Below are 16,014 nucleotides of genomic sequence, written 5' to 3' on the forward strand. Positions count from 1 at the left end.
TGCTTTATTCGCCGTCGCGCCCGGCGCATTATTGACCAGAGGCAGGTGGCCCGCCACCCGCCGCTCTGCTGGGACGGGATGTGAGAATGGAAACGCATAGGGGAGATCGCGGAAAGACCGCTCTGGTGCTTCAGGGCGGCGGTGCGCGGGGTGCCTATCAGGTCGGTGTCCTCAAGGCGATTGCAGAGATCAGCGGCGCCCGGCGCTCGCCTTTCCAGATCGTCTGCGGCGCCTCTGCCGGTGCGATCAACGCGGCCCCGGTCGCGGTGATGGCGCAGGACTTTCAGGTGGCGGTGCGGCATCTGGAAAGACTGTGGCGGGGGCTGCACTGCACCTCGATCTATGAGACCATTCCGCTCAAAGTCCTGCTTAGCGGCTCCCGTCTGGCCGGGAACCTGTTGTTTCGTTTTGGCGGGTTGCGGGCAGGGGGCGCACTGCTTGACCATGCCCCGCTGCGCCAATTGCTGGAGCGTGAGTTCAACCGTAAAAGGCTGGATCGGGCCATTTCCAGCGGGGCGCTCCATGCGCTTTGCGTCACCGCCTCCAGCTACAGCCAGGGTGTCGCGGTCACCTTCTTTGACGGGGTGGAGGGCATCGCCGACTGGCAACGCGCCCGCCGGATCGGACGCCGTGCGCAGATCGGTCCGGCGCATCTGCTGGCCTCGTCTTCGCTGTCCTTTGCGTTTGATCCGGTGGAGATCGAGGGCGAATATTATGGCGATGGCTCGCTGAGGTCTACCTCACCCCTGTCACCGGCAATCCGTACCGGTGCGGATCGGGTGCTGGTCATCGCAACGCGCGACCCTCTGCACCAAGTCCCGCCGAAAGACCTGCCCACCGCGCCGCCGACTTTCGGGGATATTGCCGGCCATGCGCTCGACATCCTCTTCAATGACAATATCGAAGCCGACTATGAGCGGATGTTGCGGGTCAACGAAACGCTTACCCTCATGCCCGAGGACGTGCGGCAGCAATCATGGCTGCGGCCCATTTCCGCGCTGCTTCTCGCCCCATCGCAAGACCTGCGCGACATCGCGCGCCCGCATGCGCATGACCTGCCGCGCACGATCCGCATCCTGATGAAGATGGTCGGGGCCTGGCATCATGACGGGCGGTTGGAAAGCTATCTGATGTTTGAGCCTGCCTATATCGGCGATCTGATTGATCTGGGCTATGCCGATACGATTGCGCGCGCGGATGAATTGCGCTCCTTCCTAGGCCCGTTGTGAGCGCGATTTGACGTAGGGCCAGGCGCGCTGTCCCGGCATCAGTGCTATCTGAAGCATCCGCCATAGGCTTTTGGCCGGGGGGGCGCGCGCGCTAAAACCCCGTTGGTCTGATGATGGACTGAAATCCCGATAGGGACTAAGGTTCAGCATCGGCTCTCCCTTCTGCATCAATGAGGCTGGCATGACGCATAGTGACCCGCAATCTGATCTTGGCACCCATGAGGTCTATAACCAGCCGGGCAGCCGAGGTGACAGTGATCTATGGCAGGGTGACCCGGTCTTGCGTTCGATTGCCCCCCTGATGGGCGCGCAGACCGATGCGGTCCATCGCTATGCGCAGAGCATCGGCGGGGCCAAATGGCGTGCGGCTGCACGCGATGCCAATCGCCACAGTCCTGAACTCGACCTGTTCGATCGCTGGGGGCGGCGGCTGGATGAGGTGCGCTATCACCCGGCCTATCACCAGTTCATGGAGATCTCCACGGCGGCCGGTTATTCCGCCGTGGCCTGGGAAGGCACCCCCGGCGGACATGCGACCCATGCGGCGATGGTCTATCTGGCCAGTCAGGTCGAGCCGGGGCATTGCTGCCCCCTGACGATGACCTATGCCGCCGTCCCGGTGATCGCCGCCGCGCAGGGGATTTCGCCGGATTGGTCCCGCAAGATCCTGTCCCGACAGTATGACCCCGCGGTCGCACCGCTGGCGCGTAAGAGCGGTGCCACCATCGGCATGGCCATTACCGAAAAACAGGGCGGCTCGGATGTCATGAGCAATGCCACCCGCGCCGAAGCCGATAGGGACGTCTGGCGGCTGACCGGGCATAAGTGGTTCTGTTCTGCCCCGATGTCAGACGGGCTGCTCACGCTTGCGCAGGCGCCCGAAGGGCTGACCTGTTTTCTTGTCCCGCGCTGGCTGGAGGGCGCGCGCAATAGCATCCGCATCCAGCGGTTGAAGGACAAGCTGGGAAACCGCTCCAACGCCTCTGCCGAGATCGAATATGACCGCGCGCTGGCCTATCAGATCGGCGCGGGCGGGCGCGGCATCCAGACGATTATCAAGATGGTCCATCACACGCGGCTCGACACCGCAATGGCGCCCGCGGGGCTGATGCGCGCGGCTTTGGTCGAGGCAAACCACTGGGTGACGCATCGAACGGCCTTCCAAAAGACCCTGATCGATCAGCCGTTGATGGGCAGCGTTCTGGCCGATTTGACGCTGGACTGGGAAGGATCGCTGGCGCTTGGGATGCGGGTCGCCCGGGCCTTTGACGGTCAGACCGAAGACGACCGCGCTTTCGCCCGCATCGGGGTGGCCTTGGCCAAATTCATGAACAACAAACTCTGCCCCATGGTCGTCGGCGAGGCGATGGAGATCCTTGGGGGCATGGGCTATATCGAAGACACGCCGCTGCCGCTGCTCTACCGTGAAGCCCCGCTCAACGGCATATGGGAGGGGTCGGGCAATGTCATCTGCCTTGATGTCCTGCGCAGCCTTGCGAAAGACCCGCGGGCGCGTGCTGTCGTCGATGCGGAACTGGACGCTGTGGCCGGGGATGACCCGCGGTTTGATGCGGCGCTTCAGGCCTACCGGGCGCGTTGGAGCAGCCTCCCGCCGGAACAGGACGCCCGCTGGTTCGTCGAAAGGACGGCCTATCTTTTGACCGCTGCGATTTTGCTCCGACATGCGCCGGAGGCAATCGCGGAAGCCTTTGTCGCGACGCGAGTTTCGGGCGACAGAGGCCGGGTTCCGGGCACGATCCGTACGGAGGACAGCGCGGCAATATTGGCGAGGATTGGCTAACGGGCCATCGCAGAGGGCGGACGCCCGTGGTCTATACGCCGCGCCTTTCCCCGATCCGCTACCGCAGGCGGATCACGGCACAAAGCCCATGGATTTTTCCATCCAGGACGCGAAAGCTTGGGCCTGAGGCGAGGGGGCGAGTTTGTCGGATACCATGATCCAATGGCGCTCTTTCGGCCTTAGGATCGGCAGGGGCAAGGCCGCAAGGCGGCCGTCGGCGAGGGGGCGCTCGATCAGCCCCTTCCAGCCCAATGCGATGCCCTGACCTGCCATCGCGGCGTAAATCCCGTCGGAATAGCTGCTGAACCTCAGCCATTTGCCGCTGGGGCGGGCGCGGTGGCCTTGCGCTGTGAACCATTGGCCCCATCCCATCCATGTGGGTTCGGGCGCATCGGCCTCGATCAGCGCGCCGCAGCGCCCCGCGATCAGGTCATCGATGGTGACACCGGCAAGCGCATTGCGGCGCGCGGGGGCGCAGACCGGCACCACGGCGTCCCCCAGCGATCCAAGCACCGTCATGCCGCGAAACGGCGGCGCCCCATATCTGACGGCAATATCGATGCTCGGGTCATCCGGGGCGGTCCAGGTATCGCTCGACACCACGCGCAGGTTCGCCTCGGGCGCGATATCCCGAAATGACGACAATTCGGGCAGCAGCCGAAAATGCGCAAAGGCCACCGACACCGCGACCGTCAGGTCAGCCGGACGGTCGCGGATACCGGCAATGGCATCCGCGATCCGGTCAAAACCGTCACCGGTGGCCGCGAATAGGGCGCTGCCTTCTTCTGTCAGCACCACCCGCCGGTTGGCGCGCAGAAACAAGGGGCAGCCGATTTCAGCTTCGAGCTGCTTCATCCGGCGCGACACCGCCGCCTGCGTCACGCCAAGCTCCTCGGCGGCGCGGGTAAAGCTCTCGCGCCGCGCCGCGGCCTCAAAGGTCAGCAACACGGTCAGGGAGGAAATGCTGCGGCGCAGCCTATGCATGGGCAGTCCTTTCCATTCGCTGGGCGTATGTATTTCTGGCCCGGAAATGCCGTTGCGGCAAGCGATTGTAACGCGCAGGCTGTTCCCAGTGTTACGAGGAGGTATGCAATGTTCGATACCGACGGAGGAAATCACCCCGACATCGCGCGACATCTCGCGGCCCGCCGCCCGGGCCATACGCTGCCCGCGCCGCTTTATACCTCCGCCGCCGTCTGGGCGGCCGATTGCGCGGCGATTTTCGGCCAGCACTGGATCGCCGTGGGGGTGGCCTGTGACGTGCCCGAGGCGGGCGATGTGATCGCACTGGATATCGGACCTTCTTCCATCGTCATTCTGCGCGATGACGAGGGTGGGCTGCGCGCGTTTCACAATGTCTGTTCCCATCGCGGGGCGCGGCTGGTACCGCCGGGGCGGTCGATCGTCGGCAAGCTCGTGTGTCCCTATCATCAATGGACCTATGATCTCGACGGTGCCCTCGCGCTCGCCCCCCATATGGGCGTCGATTTCGACCGCGCCCTGCATCACCTCAAGCCGGTGGCGCTGCGCGACGTGGGGGGCATCCTCTATGCCTGTCTCGCGCCCGATCCGCCTGCCGATATCGAAGAACTGGCCACCGTCATGGAGCCGCGTCTGGCAGATTACGACCTGCGCAATGCAAAGGTCGCCTTTGAACAGGACGTGATCGAAGAGGGCAACTGGAAGCTGACGATGGAGAACAACCGCGAGTGCTATCACTGCGCGTCGAACCATCCGCAGCTCGCGCTCAGTTTCCACGCCGCCGATTTCGGATACGACCCCGAGAACCTCACCGAAAGCGAGCGGGCCGAGGCGAATGCCCTGCTGGACGCCTATGCGAAATACGGCGCGCATTGGACCGGGGAGGGGCTGGCCTATGAACCTGTGGAACATACCGTGGGCTGGCCGACAAATTTCCGCACGCAGCGGCTGATCATCGCCGGACTGGGGGAGAGCCAGACGCCCGACACGCGCGCCGCCGTGGCGCTTTCGCTGGGCAAGGCGAACCGCCCCTGGATGGGCGATGTGCATCTTTGGGGCATCAATTCCTGGAACCATATCATGTCAGACCATGCTGTCGTCTTTGCCGCCTACCCGGTCGCCCCCGACCGGACATTGGTGCGCACGAAATGGCTGGTCCATGCCGAGGCTGTCGAGGGCGAGGATTACGACCTTGAGAACCTCACGGCGGTCTGGAAGACAACCAATGCCGAGGACGCGCATCTGGTGGCGCTGGCGCAGCGCGGGGTCTCTTCTGCCGGATATCGGCCCGGGCCCTATTCGCGCTTCACCGAACGGGCGCTGGATGAATTTGCCAGCTGGTATGTCGCGCGGATGCAGGCAAGCGGATACGCGCTGTGACCGAGATCGACCTCACCGAATGGGACAGCCGGCGGCGGCGGCGCTTCCCGCCGGACCGCTGGGGCAGGCTGGTCTGTCGGGGCGTCTGGGACGAAGCGCCAGAGGTGCGGACCTTCCTGCTGACCCCGGAGGACGGCAGCCGGATCGAACATGACCCGGGCCAGTTCATGACCTTCCGTATCGAAACGGCGGCGGGGCGGATTGAGCGCTGCTATACGATTTCTTCCTCCGCGGCGCGCGACGGCGGCATTGAGATCACCGTCAAGCGGCAGCCGGGCGCGGGGTCGCGCCAGTTGCACGCCACGCTGTGCCGCGGCGCGCGGATCGAGGCCTTTGGCCCCTCTGGCCGGTTCGGCCCCGCCGCCTGGCCGGGCGAGGCCTATGCGCTGATCGCGGCGGGGAGCGGCGTGACACCGATGCTGTCGATCCTGCGCACCGCCGCCGATAGGGGCATTGATCTCGACGCGGTGCTGATCCAGGTCGCGCCGCGCGAGACCGATTGGATCGTAGCGGCCGAGACGGAGACGCTCGCCCGCCGCCTGCCGAAGCTTGCGGTGGCGCGGCTGACCACGCGCGAGGCGGCATCGACCCGGCTGGACGCGGACCTATTGGCGCGGATCGTGCCAGACCTCGCCCGCCGCACGGTTCTGTGTTGCGGCCCGCAGGGGTTCATGGCCATGGTGCGCGCCGCGGCCCGCGCGGCAGGCGTGCCGCCCGAGCGCTACGGGGAGGAAAGTTTCGATTTCTCATCGCCCGAGGCCGAGATCACGCCGGGCACCGAAACCCCGCTGCGCAGCGTCACTTTCGCAAAGTCGGGCCAGGTGTTTTCCTGTGCCGAGACCACGACGATCCTCTCGGCGGTCAAACAGGCCGGGCTGCCGCTGCCCTCCTCCTGTGCGCGGGGGATGTGCGGCACCTGCAAGACGTTCAAACATTCCGGTGAAGTCACCATGTCGCATGACGGCGGCATCCGCCAGCGCGAGATCGACCGCGGCTTCATCCTGCCCTGCGTCAGCCGCCCGCTGACCGACATCGTCCTTGATTGTTAGGAGCGCGCCATGAAGGATACCCCCGGAACCGACCCGTTGCTCACGCCGTTCCGGCTGAAGCATCTGACCCTGCGCAACCGGGTGATGATCACCGGCCACGAACCGGCCTATCCCGAGGATGGGATGCCCAAGACGCGCTACCGTCTCTATCACGAAGAGCGGGCCCGCGCGGGCGTGGCCCTCACCATGACGGCCGGCTCGGCGGCGGTGTCGCGCGACAGCCCGCCGGTGTTCAACAACATCCTCGCCTATCGCGACGAGGTCGTGCCCTGGATCCGCGAGCTGACCGACGCCTGCCATGAACATGGCGCGGCGGTGATGATCCAATTGACCCATCTGGGCCGGCGCACGACCTGGAACAAGGGCGACTGGCTGCCCGCCGTGTCGCCCGGCCCCCACCGCGAACCCGCCCACCGGGCCTTCCCCAAGGTGCTGGAGGATTGGGACATCGCGCGGATCATCGAAGACTATGCCGCCGCGGCGGAGCGGATGCAGGCCGGCGGGATGGACGGGGTAGAGCTTTACGCCGGCGGTCACCTGATGGACCAGTTCTGGTCGCCGCTCACCAATGCGCTGACCGGGCCTTACGGGGCCGACACATTGGAAAACCGCCTGCGCTTCACCACCGATGTGCTCTCGGCGGTGCGCAAACGGGTTGGCCCTGATTTCATCGTCGGCATCCGCGCCACGGCGGATGAGAGCCAGGCCGGTGGCATCACCGAAGCGGAAGGGATCGAGATCGGGCGCAGGCTCAAGTCCAGCGGGATGGTCGATTTCCTGAATGTGAACCGGGGCCGGATTCACACCGATCCCGCGATGACAAAGATGATCCCCATCCAGGGCATGCGCTCGGCCCCGCATCTGGATTTCGCAGGCCGTCTGCGCCGTGCCACCGGCTTGCCGACCTTTCACGCCGCGCGGATTCAGGATGTCGCCACCGCCCGCCACGCGATTGCCGAGGGGCATCTCGATCTGGTTGGCATGACCCGGGCGCATATGGCCGACCCGCATCTGGTGGCCAAGATCACCCAGGGCCGGGAGGACGATATCCGCCCCTGTGTCGGCGCGAACTATTGTCTGGACCGGATCTATCAGGGGGGCATGGCCCTGTGTCTGCACAACGCCGCGACGGGCCGCGAAGAGACGATGCCCCATACCATCCCACCGGCGCAGAAGCGCCGCCGGGTGACGGTCATCGGGGCCGGTCCGGGCGGGCTGGAAGCGGCGCGCGTTGCGGCGGCGCGCGGCCATTCGGTGACCCTGCTCGAAGCTGCCAGCGCGCCCGGCGGTCAGGTCCGCCTGACCGCGCGCTCGCCGCGCCGTTCCGAGATGATGGGGCTGATCGACTGGCGCGTCGCGCAATGCGCGGCGGCCGGGGTGGACATCCGCTACAACACCTATGCCGAGGCGGAAGACGTGACCGCCCTCGATCCGGATGTGGTGATCGTCGCGACCGGCGGGATGGCGCATCGGATGCTGTTTGAAACCGACAGCGAGCTGCCGCTTGCGGTGACCTCTTGGGACATTCTCTCGGGCGACGTCGCCCCCGGCCGCGATATTCTGATCTACGATGAGGCGGGCGATCATGCCGGTCTGCAAGCTGCCGAAGCGGCCCTTCGCAGCCATGCCAAGATCGAGATCATGACCCCCGACCGCTCCTTTGCGCCCGAAGTCATGGCGATGAACCTGTCGCGCTATATGAAGGCGCTTCAGCATGACGATGTGCGTTTTACCATCGCCCAGCGGCTGGTCGGGCTGGAGCGTCTGGGGAACCGTCTGCGCGCCACCCTCGGCACCGATTATTCCGACCGCGTCACCCATGCCGAATATGATCAGGTGGTCGTGAACTACGGCACGATGCCGCTCGATGAGCTATATTTCGACCTGCGCCCCCTGTCTCGCAACGGCGGGGCGGTAGATCACTCCGCCTTGATCAATGGCGAGCCGCAGCGGCTTGAGACCAATCCCGATGGCGCGTTTCAGCTTTTCCGGATCGGCGATGCGGTGTCGTCGCGCAACACCCATGCGGCCATCTACGACGCGCTGCGCCTCGTCAAAGATCTCTGATCCGCAAAAGCGGGGTGCGGTCCTCAATGCCCGCGCCGGTCGCGCTCTATGATCGTTGGGCCTTGATCGCGAAGAGGGCGAGCCGCGCGCTTCCGGAACTGTGTCACGCGGCGCCGCCAGCCAAGCGTTACGCGGTGAGGGCAGCGGTCACAATCACCTCGACCCGAAGCTCCGCATCGGCCAGCTTCGCCTCGCCGCAGGCGCGGGCCGGGGCGGCTCCTTCTGGCACCCAGGCGTCCCAGACCGCATTCATCGCGTCGAAATCCGCCGTATCGGCCAGCCAAATGGTCGCCTGCAAGATATGCGCGCGCGAGGAGCCCGCCTCGCGCAGCAGGTGATCGACGCGGCCAAGGCAATCCTCGGTCTGCTCGGTCACCGTGGCCCCGTCGCCAACCTGTCCGCAAAGATAGACAACACCGCCGTGTTTGACGATTTTGCTCATGCGTTGCTTGCTGTGAATGCGTTCGATCATGGTCATACTCTTTCAGGGGTCGGAAGGGGAGGGACGTCAGGCTGGGCCGCGGGGTCAGGGCGGGTCAGATGGCGCAGGTAGCGGCGCTCGAACCCGCGAAAGGCCCATGTGATGCAGAGCACGATCAGGAAATAGAGCAGGGCCGCGGTGATAAAGCCCTCATAGGCGAGGTAGTAGCGCCCGTTCAGCCAGCGCCCGACGCCGAGAATGTCCTGCAGGGTGATCGTGCTGGCGATGACCGAGCCGTGCAGCATGAAGATGACCTCGTTGGAATAGGCCGGGATCGCACGGCGAAAGGCCGAGGGCAGGATGATCCGGCGCATGCGGCTGCGGTAGGAATGGCCGGTGGCGATGGCGGCCTCGACCTCGCCCTTGGGGGTGTCGGCGATGGCGCCGCGCAGCAGTTCGGTCGTATAGGCGGCGGTGTTGAGCGTGAAGGCAATGAGCGCGCACCACCAGGCCGAGGACAGGATCGGGTCCCAGAGGAAGCTCTGGCGGATCACCTCGAACTGGCCGACGCCGTAGTAGATCAGATAGGTCTGCACCAGCAGCGGCGTGCCGCGAAAGACGTAAGTATAGCCCTGCACCAGCGGGTTGAAGACCCGGTGTTGCGACGCCCGCGCAATGGCCATGGGGATCGACAGCAGCCCCCCCAGAAACAGCGAGAGGAAGGTCAGATTGAGCGTGACCCATACGCCATAGAGGAAACGGTCGAAATTCTCGACAATCAGCGCGATGTCGAGCGGGATATAGGACAGCAGGTTTTCCATGATTACGCCCTCACCACGCCGCGGTTATACCGCCGCTCCACCGCGCGCAGCAGCAGGTCAGAGAGGCCGGTGAGCAGCAGGTAGATCACGAACGCCGCCGCCATGAAGGTGAATAGCTGGCCCGTCGAGCGCCCGGCGGTAAAGGCGTTATAGACCAGATCCTGAAGCCCGATGACCGAGACCAGCGCCGTGGTCTTGAGCTGCACCAGCCAGTTGTTGGTGAACCCGGGCAGGGCAAAGCGGATCATCTGCGGCCAGATGATATGTCGAAAAATCAGGGACTTACGCATCCCGCAGCTGATGCCCGCCTCGATCTGGCCACACGGGATCGCCATGATCGCGCCGCGAAAGGTCTCGGTGAAATAGGCGCCGAAGATCACGCCGATCGTGCCCGCGCCGGCGGCGAATTGGCTGACCTCGACATAGCCCCAAAGCCCGGTCGCGGCCCCGATGTTGTTGAGCGTCACCTGACCGCCAAAGAACACCAGCAGGATCAGCACCAGATCCGGCACGCCGCGCACGATGGTGGTATAGGCCCCCGCCAGCCGCTGCGCCAAACGGTTGGCCGAGAGTTTGGCCCATGCGCCGAGCAATCCGAAGACCAAGGCGATCACCAGCGAGGTGAGCGCCAGTTTGATCGTCATGATCGTGCCGTCGATCAATTGGGATTGATATTCCAAAAGCAGGTTCATCGCATGTTCCTCAGAGGAGCGTCAGGGCAGCGCGGGGCGGCCCTGACGGGGGTTTAGGGCCGGGGGGTTACTGGCGCTCGGGCCGACCGCCGTAGATGTCGAAGGGGAAGTATGTGTCGTTGATCTCCGCATAGGTGCCGTTTTCGCGGATGGCGGTGATCGCCGCGCTCAAATCTTCGCGCAGTTCGTCCTCGCCCTTGCGCACGGCAATGCCCACGCCTTCGCCGTAGCATTCGACATCCGTGTGATCGCCACCGAGGAAGGCATAATCGGCACCGGCCTCGGCGCTGAGGAAGCTTTCCTGCGCGATCAGGCTGTCAGACAGCTGCGCGTCCACGCGGCCAAGCGCCAGATCGCGGAACACCTCGTCCTGCGAGCCGTAGAGCACGATCTCGGCGTCGGGGAACATCTTTTCGGCGTAGCACTGATGCGTGGCGCCGCGCTGCACACCGATGCGCTTCCCGGCCAACCCCTCGGGCGTGCCTTCGAAATCGGCATCCTTGGGGGCCACCAGACGGGCCGGGGTCTTGTAGTATTTGTCGGAAAAATCGATCTGGCGCTTGCGCTCTTCGGTGATCGACATGGAGGCGACGATGGCGTCGAACTTGCGCGCCTTTAGCGCCGGGATCATGCCGTCCCATTCCTGCTCGACCAGCTCGCAGTCGCGCTGCATCTCGGCGCAGAGCGCCTTGGCGATGTCGATGTCAAAGCCGACCAGCGTGCCATCGGATTCCTTGGAAGAAAACGGCGGGTAAGCGCCTTCGACGCCGATGCGCAGCGTGTCTTGGGCGGCCAGCGGCAGGGCGATGGCGCTGAGGGCGATGGCGGCGGCGCTGCTTAGGATGGTTCTACGAAACATGGGGTGGTCCTCTCTGTCGTTGATTAGTTCATGCGCGAAAGAAACGCTTGGAACTCTGGGGTTTGCGGGTTGGAAAAGAGCTCGGCGGGCGGGCCTTCTTCGCAGACCTCGCCTTGGTGCAGAAACACGGTTCGGGTGGAGACATCGCGGGCAAAGCCCATCTCATGGGTCACGACGAGCATGGTGCGGCCCTCTTCGGCGAGATCGCGCATGACGCCCAGCACCTCGCCAACGAGTTCAGGGTCGAGCGCCGATGTCGGCTCGTCGAAAAGCATCACGTCAGGGTCCATCGCCAGCGCCCGGGCGATCGCCACCCGCTGCTGCTGGCCGCCCGAAAGATGCGCGGGGTAATAATCCGCCCGGTCCGACAGCCCGACCTTGGCCAGCAGCGCCTCGGCCTTCTCGCGGGCCTGCGCCTTGGGGATGCCCTGGACGTAGAGCGGACCTTCCATGACGTTTTCCATCACAGTCATATGCGACCAGAGGTTGAAGCCCTGAAAAACCATCGCCAGACGGGCGCGCATGGCCTCGACCTGCCGCAGGTCTTGCGGCACAATCTCGCCCCGGCGGTTCCGCGTCATCCGCATCTGCTCGCCCGCCAGCCAGACCTCGCCGGCGTTCGGCGTCTCCAGCAGGTTGATGCAGCGCAGGAAGGTGCTTTTGCCGGAGCCGGAGGCGCCGAGGATGGCGATGACCTCACCCTTTTGCGCCTCTAGCGATACGCCTTTGATGACCTCATGCAGGCCGAAGCTTTTGTGCAGGTCTTTGACTTTCAGGGCTGCGGGGGCGGTCATGCGGGGTCCTCCTGAGGGGGTGAGAGTGCGGCCAGCTCGCCCAGGGCAATCGGTTTGATCGGCGAGCGGGCGCGGGGCGGGGAAATTGGCTGGTTTGCGGGGCCTTCGCTGAGCAGGCCGCGCAGGGTCGCGTCGCACATGCGGCCCTGACAGGGGCCCATGCCGCAGCGCAGGGAGGTTTTGATCTGGCGGGGGCCTTGCGCGCCTTCGCCGATGGCCTGTCGGATCGCCCCGGCGGAGACTTCCTCGCAGCGGCAGACGATGGTGTCGTCTAAGGGGCTAAGGGTCTCGGGCGGGGGCGGGTAGGCGGCATCGAGGAAGGGCCGAATGGCGTGGGCGCGGAACAGCGCGGCACGGGCGCGGGCAGCCCGCTGGTTGCGGCGGTCGGTGCCGAGCTGGCCGGAGCGGCGCAGGATGTCGAGTGCCGCCAATTCACCTGCCGCCGCCGCCGCCTCGGCACCCCCGATCCCCGCACCGTCGCCTGCCACATGCAGCCCCGGCTGGTCGGTCGCGCCCCAGAGATCATGCTCGGGCTGAAAGGCACCCTGCGCGGCGTTCCAACCATGCGCGATCCCGGCGGCGCGGGTGATATGGGTGCCGGGGATCACACCTTGATGGGTCAGCAGCAGGCCGCAGCTGAGGCTGTGGGCGCGGCCCTGCGCGCGGAAGGCGAAGGCGACATCGCCATTGGCTTTGGCGGTCGCGCGGAAATCCGAGGCCCCCGTATAACGCGGCACGCCCGCCGCCCGGATCTTGGCGATCAGGCTCAGCCCCTTCAGCAGGGTCGGCATACCGAAGAGCGCGCGCGGCAGGTGGCGCAGGGCAGAGAGCATATTGCGCCGCGTCTGCGTTTCAACGAGCGCCTGCGGCGGGCAGCCCGCGTCGATCATCTGCGCCGCGATGAGGTAGAGCAGCGGGCCGGAGCCCGCGAGCACGGCATCTTTGGGCAGCATCCCGGCGGTTTTCATCAGGATCTGCGCGGCGCCAGCGGGCATGACACCGGGCAGGGTCCAGCCGGGAAAGGGCACCGGGCGTTCCTGTGCGCCGGTGGCCAGCAGCACATGGGCCGCCGGGGTCGTCTGGCTTTTGCCGCCTTGCGACCATGTGACCTGCGGCCCCTCGTCGAGCCGCCAAACCGTGGCGCCCGTCTGGATCGTGATGCCCGGATGGGCGAGCGCATCGACCAAGGCCGCCCCCGCCGCATAGGCTTTGCCGAGATAGCCACGCTGGCCCCGGTTCTGCGCCACATTGCGGTAGATCTGCCCGCCCGGACGCGGCTGCTCGTCCAGCAGCATCACGCGAAGCCCGCCCCGGGCGGCCACGGCGGCGGCGGACATGCCTGCCGGCCCCGCGCCGATGATGATCAGATCGACCTCAGCCATCCTGACCTCCGCACAGTCCACGCAGCCCGGTCTGGCGTCGCACGGTCATGCCTTCGCGCAGAAGCGTCATGCAGGCTTGGCTATTGGGCCTGCCGTCAACCTCGACCAGACAGTCGAAACAGACGCCCATCATGCAAAAAGCCGCGCGCGGCGCGCCCGAGGCGGTCTGCCGGGTCCAATCGCCGCCCTGCGCCAGAAGCGCCGCCGCGACGGTGACCCCGGCGGGGGCCGAGGCGGGCGCGCCATCAAGGGTGAACGCCACGCGCTTCCCGGTCTCAGGCGGCGTGCGAAAGCGCGAAGCGACGTTCATCGAAAGCCTCCAGATCAGGGGTGGGGGATGTGTTCAAAATCCAATCCGCCAGCACGCTGGCATGCAGCGGGGCGAGGGTGACGCCGCTGTGGCAGGTCACCAGAAAAGCACCGGGATGCGCGGCGGATTTGGCATAGACCGGGTAGCCATCGGGCGACATGACGCGCAAAGCGCCCCAAGCCCGGACCACCCGCACATCGGTGAGGGCGGGAAAGACGGTGACGGCATGGCGCGCGAGGCCCGACATGACGCGCAGGCTCTCGCGGTCATCGAGCCCGGCATCGGCCTTGGTGCCGCCGATCTGCACCCCGCCTTCGTCAACCTGTCGGATGGTGCTGGACAGAAACGGCAGGCGGTCGCCCAGTTTTTCGGTGATCAGCAATTCGCCAAGCTGCGGCTTGACCCGGGTGATGAACCCCAGATCGCCCGCCAAAGACGCGGACCCCAGCCCGGCGCAGAGCACGACCTGCGCGCTGTAAACGACACCCCCATCGGCCAGCGCAAGCGCAAAGCCCCCACCGGGTTGCGGCACGATGGCAGAGACGGTGGCCCCCAGTGTCACACGCCCGCCCATCGCCTGAACCGAACAGCGCAGGGCGCGCAGAAAGCGCAGCGGATTTACATGACCGTCGCTGGGCGAGAAGCTCGCGCCAGCGACCTCTGGCCCGATGCCTGCCATCTGGCTGCGCAGATCATCCCCGTTCAGCATCTCATAGCGGGCGCGATGGCCCAGATGGTCGGCCTGCCGCGCCATTTCGGCGGCAAAGCCTGCCATCTCCTCGGCATCGGTGAAGAACTCATAGCCGCCGGGTTGGTCCAGCGCCACGTCGATGCCCGTGACCTCCTGCAACTGCCGCGCGAAACCGGGCCAAGCCGCCAGCGCATCCATCGTCCAATTGGCGTAAGGCGCGAAATCCCAGCCCTTGCCCTGGCCCCAGATGAGGCCGAAGTTCCCCTGGGAGGCGCGGGCATCATTATCCGCCCCGTCCAAGACCTGCACCCGTTGTCCGGCCCCAAGCAGGCCGAGCGCCACAGACAGGCCGACAAGCCCGCCGCCGATGATGGTGATTTCAGGGGTGCGATGATGCATGCGATTCCTCCACCTGTAGAATCGCAGCATTGCGCTCATAAGAATAATTGTAATATTTGCGCAAATCATTCCTTCAGGCTATGAATCCCCATGATCCCTCGGCTCACCCACCGTCAAATCGAAGCCTTCCGCGCCGTGATGGAGACCGGCAAGGTCACCTCTGCCGCCGCGGTGCTCGGAACAACCCAGCCCTCGGTCAGCAAGCTGATCGCGGAATTGGAACGCGCCGCGGGCTTTAACATGTTCGAGCGGCAGGGCAGGCAGGTCGTGCCCACCTCTGAGGCCCGTTCGCTCTATGAGGAGGTCGAGCGGGCTTTCGTCGGGATGATGGAGATTTCCCGCGTCATCGAAGACATTCGAGATTTTCGAACCGGCAGCCTGCTGATCGCAGGGATGCCGGCGCTGGCGCTGAAACTCTTGCCCGATGTGATCGCCGAGTTCATCGCCGACCATCCCGGCATCTCCGTCTCCCTGCGCACGAGAAGCTCGCAAGCGGTGCTGCGTCACCTGAGTTCCCAACAGTTCGACCTTGGCTTTGCGGCATTGGACAACGACCACCCCGCGGTGACGCGCCGCGCCTTGTTCACCGCACCAATGATGGGCGTGCTCCCCTTGGACCACGCGTTGACAGAGAAAACCCTGCTGACGCCGGGAGATTTCGATCAACGCCCCTTTATCGCGCTTGGCGCGGAAATCGGCACCCGGTCGGAAACGGATGCCTTTCTCTCGGCCGCCGGGGCGCGGCCTCGGATCGTGGCGGAAGCGCAGTTGTCCGCATCTATCTGCGAGATGGTCGCGGCGGGGGCGGGGATGGCGATCGTCGAGCCGGTGACGGCGATGTATTTCGCCAATCTTGGTCGGATCGCCGCCCGCCCTTTGTCGCCCGCCCAGCCCTTTCGATATGATCTGCTGCTGCCCACCACCCGCCAGCCGTCGCGCGCCGCGGAGCAGTTTCTGAAATTGGTCGAAGCCCGGTTCGATGCGCTGCTTGCCGTCTGAGCGGGGCTGACGCCCGGTAGGCTTTTGTGGGCGGGACGGATGGCCCGAAGGCATTCTAAAAAAGAATGCGTGCTATAGCGAGAGGCTATTTGCACAGAATGGGAAACCGGTATTCTCTCCCCGCAATACAACACAACAG

The 16,014-nt window shown here is 65.4% G+C and carries 15 protein-coding genes; 6 read left to right on the forward strand and 9 right to left on the reverse strand.

Translation table 11 applies throughout. The annotated features are described in order from the left end of the window. The first annotated feature begins 86 nt into the window (after nucleotides 1-86). Together AB4M76_RS04165 and AB4M76_RS04170 are read left to right on the forward strand one after the other, a co-directional pair. Nucleotides 87-1,229 carry a patatin-like phospholipase family protein gene (locus tag AB4M76_RS04165; protein WP_368440550.1) on the forward strand — a complete coding sequence of 381 codons (1,143 nt, stop codon included), beginning with the start codon at nucleotides 87-89 and terminating at the stop codon, nucleotides 1,227-1,229. A 181-nt stretch (nucleotides 1,230-1,410) separates the two neighbouring features. Beyond that, complete coding sequence (locus AB4M76_RS04170; protein WP_368440551.1) at nucleotides 1,411-3,030, forward strand: acyl-CoA dehydrogenase family protein; 1,620 nt, start codon at nucleotides 1,411-1,413, stop codon at nucleotides 3,028-3,030. Nucleotides 3,031-3,102: 72 nt separating this feature from the next. Here AB4M76_RS04170 and AB4M76_RS04175 read toward each other — a convergent pair whose 3' ends face one another. After that, on the reverse strand, nucleotides 3,103-4,014 hold the full coding sequence (locus tag AB4M76_RS04175; protein WP_368440552.1) for a LysR family transcriptional regulator: 912 nt from the start codon (nucleotides 4,012-4,014) through the stop codon (nucleotides 3,103-3,105). A 108-nt stretch (nucleotides 4,015-4,122) separates the two neighbouring features. On the opposite strand from AB4M76_RS04175, the gene AB4M76_RS04180 reads away from it, so the two are divergent. From AB4M76_RS04180 to AB4M76_RS04190, 3 genes are read left to right on the forward strand one after another with little or no spacing between them, the layout of a single operon-like run. Next, entirely contained in the window at nucleotides 4,123-5,391 is a 1,269-nt protein-coding gene (locus AB4M76_RS04180; RefSeq protein WP_368440553.1) for an aromatic ring-hydroxylating dioxygenase subunit alpha, read from the forward strand. After that, nucleotides 5,388-6,440: a flavin reductase family protein gene (locus AB4M76_RS04185; protein WP_368440555.1), complete on the forward strand. Its 1,053-nt coding sequence runs from the start codon at nucleotides 5,388-5,390 to the stop codon at nucleotides 6,438-6,440. The genes AB4M76_RS04180 and AB4M76_RS04185 overlap by 4 nt, the downstream gene beginning before the upstream one ends. 9 nt (nucleotides 6,441-6,449) lie before the next feature. Continuing rightward, the gene (locus tag AB4M76_RS04190; RefSeq protein WP_368440557.1) at nucleotides 6,450-8,507 is read left to right on the forward strand and encodes an FAD-dependent oxidoreductase; all 2,058 of its coding nucleotides are present in this window, start codon (nucleotides 6,450-6,452) and stop codon (nucleotides 8,505-8,507) included. Nucleotides 8,508-8,634: 127 nt separating this feature from the next. Here AB4M76_RS04190 and AB4M76_RS04195 read toward each other — a convergent pair whose 3' ends face one another. From AB4M76_RS04195 to AB4M76_RS04230, 8 genes are all read right to left on the reverse strand, one after another. After that, entirely contained in the window at nucleotides 8,635-8,979 is a 345-nt protein-coding gene (locus AB4M76_RS04195) for a RidA family protein (protein WP_368440558.1), read from the reverse strand. Between the two features lie 2 nt (nucleotides 8,980-8,981). After that, the gene (locus tag AB4M76_RS04200) at nucleotides 8,982-9,749 is read right to left on the reverse strand and encodes an ABC transporter permease (protein WP_368440559.1); all 768 of its coding nucleotides are present in this window, start codon (nucleotides 9,747-9,749) and stop codon (nucleotides 8,982-8,984) included. A 2-nt stretch (nucleotides 9,750-9,751) separates the two neighbouring features. Further along, nucleotides 9,752-10,441 (reverse strand): ABC transporter permease, encoded by a 690-nt coding sequence (locus tag AB4M76_RS04205; protein WP_368440560.1) that lies wholly within the window; start codon nucleotides 10,439-10,441, stop codon nucleotides 9,752-9,754. Between the two features lie 67 nt (nucleotides 10,442-10,508). Beyond that, nucleotides 10,509-11,300 carry an ABC transporter substrate-binding protein gene (locus AB4M76_RS04210; protein ID WP_368440561.1) on the reverse strand — a complete coding sequence of 264 codons (792 nt, stop codon included), beginning with the start codon at nucleotides 11,298-11,300 and terminating at the stop codon, nucleotides 10,509-10,511. Nucleotides 11,301-11,323: 23 nt separating this feature from the next. Beyond that, nucleotides 11,324-12,094, reverse strand: a complete 771-nt coding sequence (locus AB4M76_RS04215; protein WP_368440563.1) for an ABC transporter ATP-binding protein — start codon at nucleotides 12,092-12,094, stop codon at nucleotides 11,324-11,326. After that, nucleotides 12,091-13,476 (reverse strand): FAD-dependent oxidoreductase, encoded by a 1,386-nt coding sequence (locus AB4M76_RS04220; protein ID WP_368440564.1) that lies wholly within the window; start codon nucleotides 13,474-13,476, stop codon nucleotides 12,091-12,093. The genes AB4M76_RS04215 and AB4M76_RS04220 overlap by 4 nt, the downstream gene beginning before the upstream one ends. Next, a complete protein-coding gene (locus AB4M76_RS04225) occupies nucleotides 13,469-13,786 on the reverse strand; it encodes a (2Fe-2S)-binding protein (protein ID WP_368440565.1) in 318 nt (105 codons plus the stop codon). Before AB4M76_RS04225 ends, AB4M76_RS04220 begins: the two co-directional genes overlap by 8 nt. After that, nucleotides 13,752-14,876, reverse strand: coding sequence for an NAD(P)/FAD-dependent oxidoreductase (locus AB4M76_RS04230; RefSeq protein WP_368440566.1), 1,125 nt, complete (start codon nucleotides 14,874-14,876; stop codon nucleotides 13,752-13,754). The genes AB4M76_RS04225 and AB4M76_RS04230 overlap by 35 nt, the downstream gene beginning before the upstream one ends. 90 nt (nucleotides 14,877-14,966) lie before the next feature. On the opposite strand from AB4M76_RS04230, the gene AB4M76_RS04235 reads away from it, so the two are divergent. Further along, a complete protein-coding gene (locus tag AB4M76_RS04235; protein ID WP_368440567.1) occupies nucleotides 14,967-15,875 on the forward strand; it encodes a LysR substrate-binding domain-containing protein in 909 nt (302 codons plus the stop codon). Nucleotides 15,876-16,014: the final 139 nt, after the last annotated feature.

The organism is Sulfitobacter sp. PS-8MA, from assembly GCF_040933935.1.
Lineage (GTDB): Bacteria > Pseudomonadota > Alphaproteobacteria > Rhodobacterales > Rhodobacteraceae > Sulfitobacter.

Coding starts and splice junctions, on each gene's coding strand:
- AB4M76_RS04165 (WP_368440550.1), top strand. CDS start 87: ATGGAAACGCATAGGGGAGATCGCGGAAAGACCGCTCTGGTGCTTCAG.
- AB4M76_RS04170 (WP_368440551.1), top strand. CDS start 1,411: ATGACGCATAGTGACCCGCAATCTGATCTTGGCACCCATGAGGTCTAT.
- AB4M76_RS04175 (WP_368440552.1), bottom strand. CDS start 4,014: ATGCATAGGCTGCGCCGCAGCATTTCCTCCCTGACCGTGTTGCTGACC.
- AB4M76_RS04180 (WP_368440553.1), top strand. CDS start 4,123: ATGTTCGATACCGACGGAGGAAATCACCCCGACATCGCGCGACATCTC.
- AB4M76_RS04190 (WP_368440557.1), top strand. CDS start 6,450: ATGAAGGATACCCCCGGAACCGACCCGTTGCTCACGCCGTTCCGGCTG.
- AB4M76_RS04195 (WP_368440558.1), bottom strand. CDS start 8,979: ATGATCGAACGCATTCACAGCAAGCAACGCATGAGCAAAATCGTCAAA.
- AB4M76_RS04200 (WP_368440559.1), bottom strand. CDS start 9,749: ATGGAAAACCTGCTGTCCTATATCCCGCTCGACATCGCGCTGATTGTC.
- AB4M76_RS04205 (WP_368440560.1), bottom strand. CDS start 10,441: ATGAACCTGCTTTTGGAATATCAATCCCAATTGATCGACGGCACGATC.
- AB4M76_RS04210 (WP_368440561.1), bottom strand. CDS start 11,300: ATGTTTCGTAGAACCATCCTAAGCAGCGCCGCCGCCATCGCCCTCAGC.
- AB4M76_RS04215 (WP_368440563.1), bottom strand. CDS start 12,094: ATGACCGCCCCCGCAGCCCTGAAAGTCAAAGACCTGCACAAAAGCTTC.
- AB4M76_RS04220 (WP_368440564.1), bottom strand. CDS start 13,476: ATGGCTGAGGTCGATCTGATCATCATCGGCGCGGGGCCGGCAGGCATG.
- AB4M76_RS04225 (WP_368440565.1), bottom strand. CDS start 13,786: ATGAACGTCGCTTCGCGCTTTCGCACGCCGCCTGAGACCGGGAAGCGC.
- AB4M76_RS04230 (WP_368440566.1), bottom strand. CDS start 14,876: ATGCATCATCGCACCCCTGAAATCACCATCATCGGCGGCGGGCTTGTC.
- AB4M76_RS04235 (WP_368440567.1), top strand. CDS start 14,967: ATGATCCCTCGGCTCACCCACCGTCAAATCGAAGCCTTCCGCGCCGTG.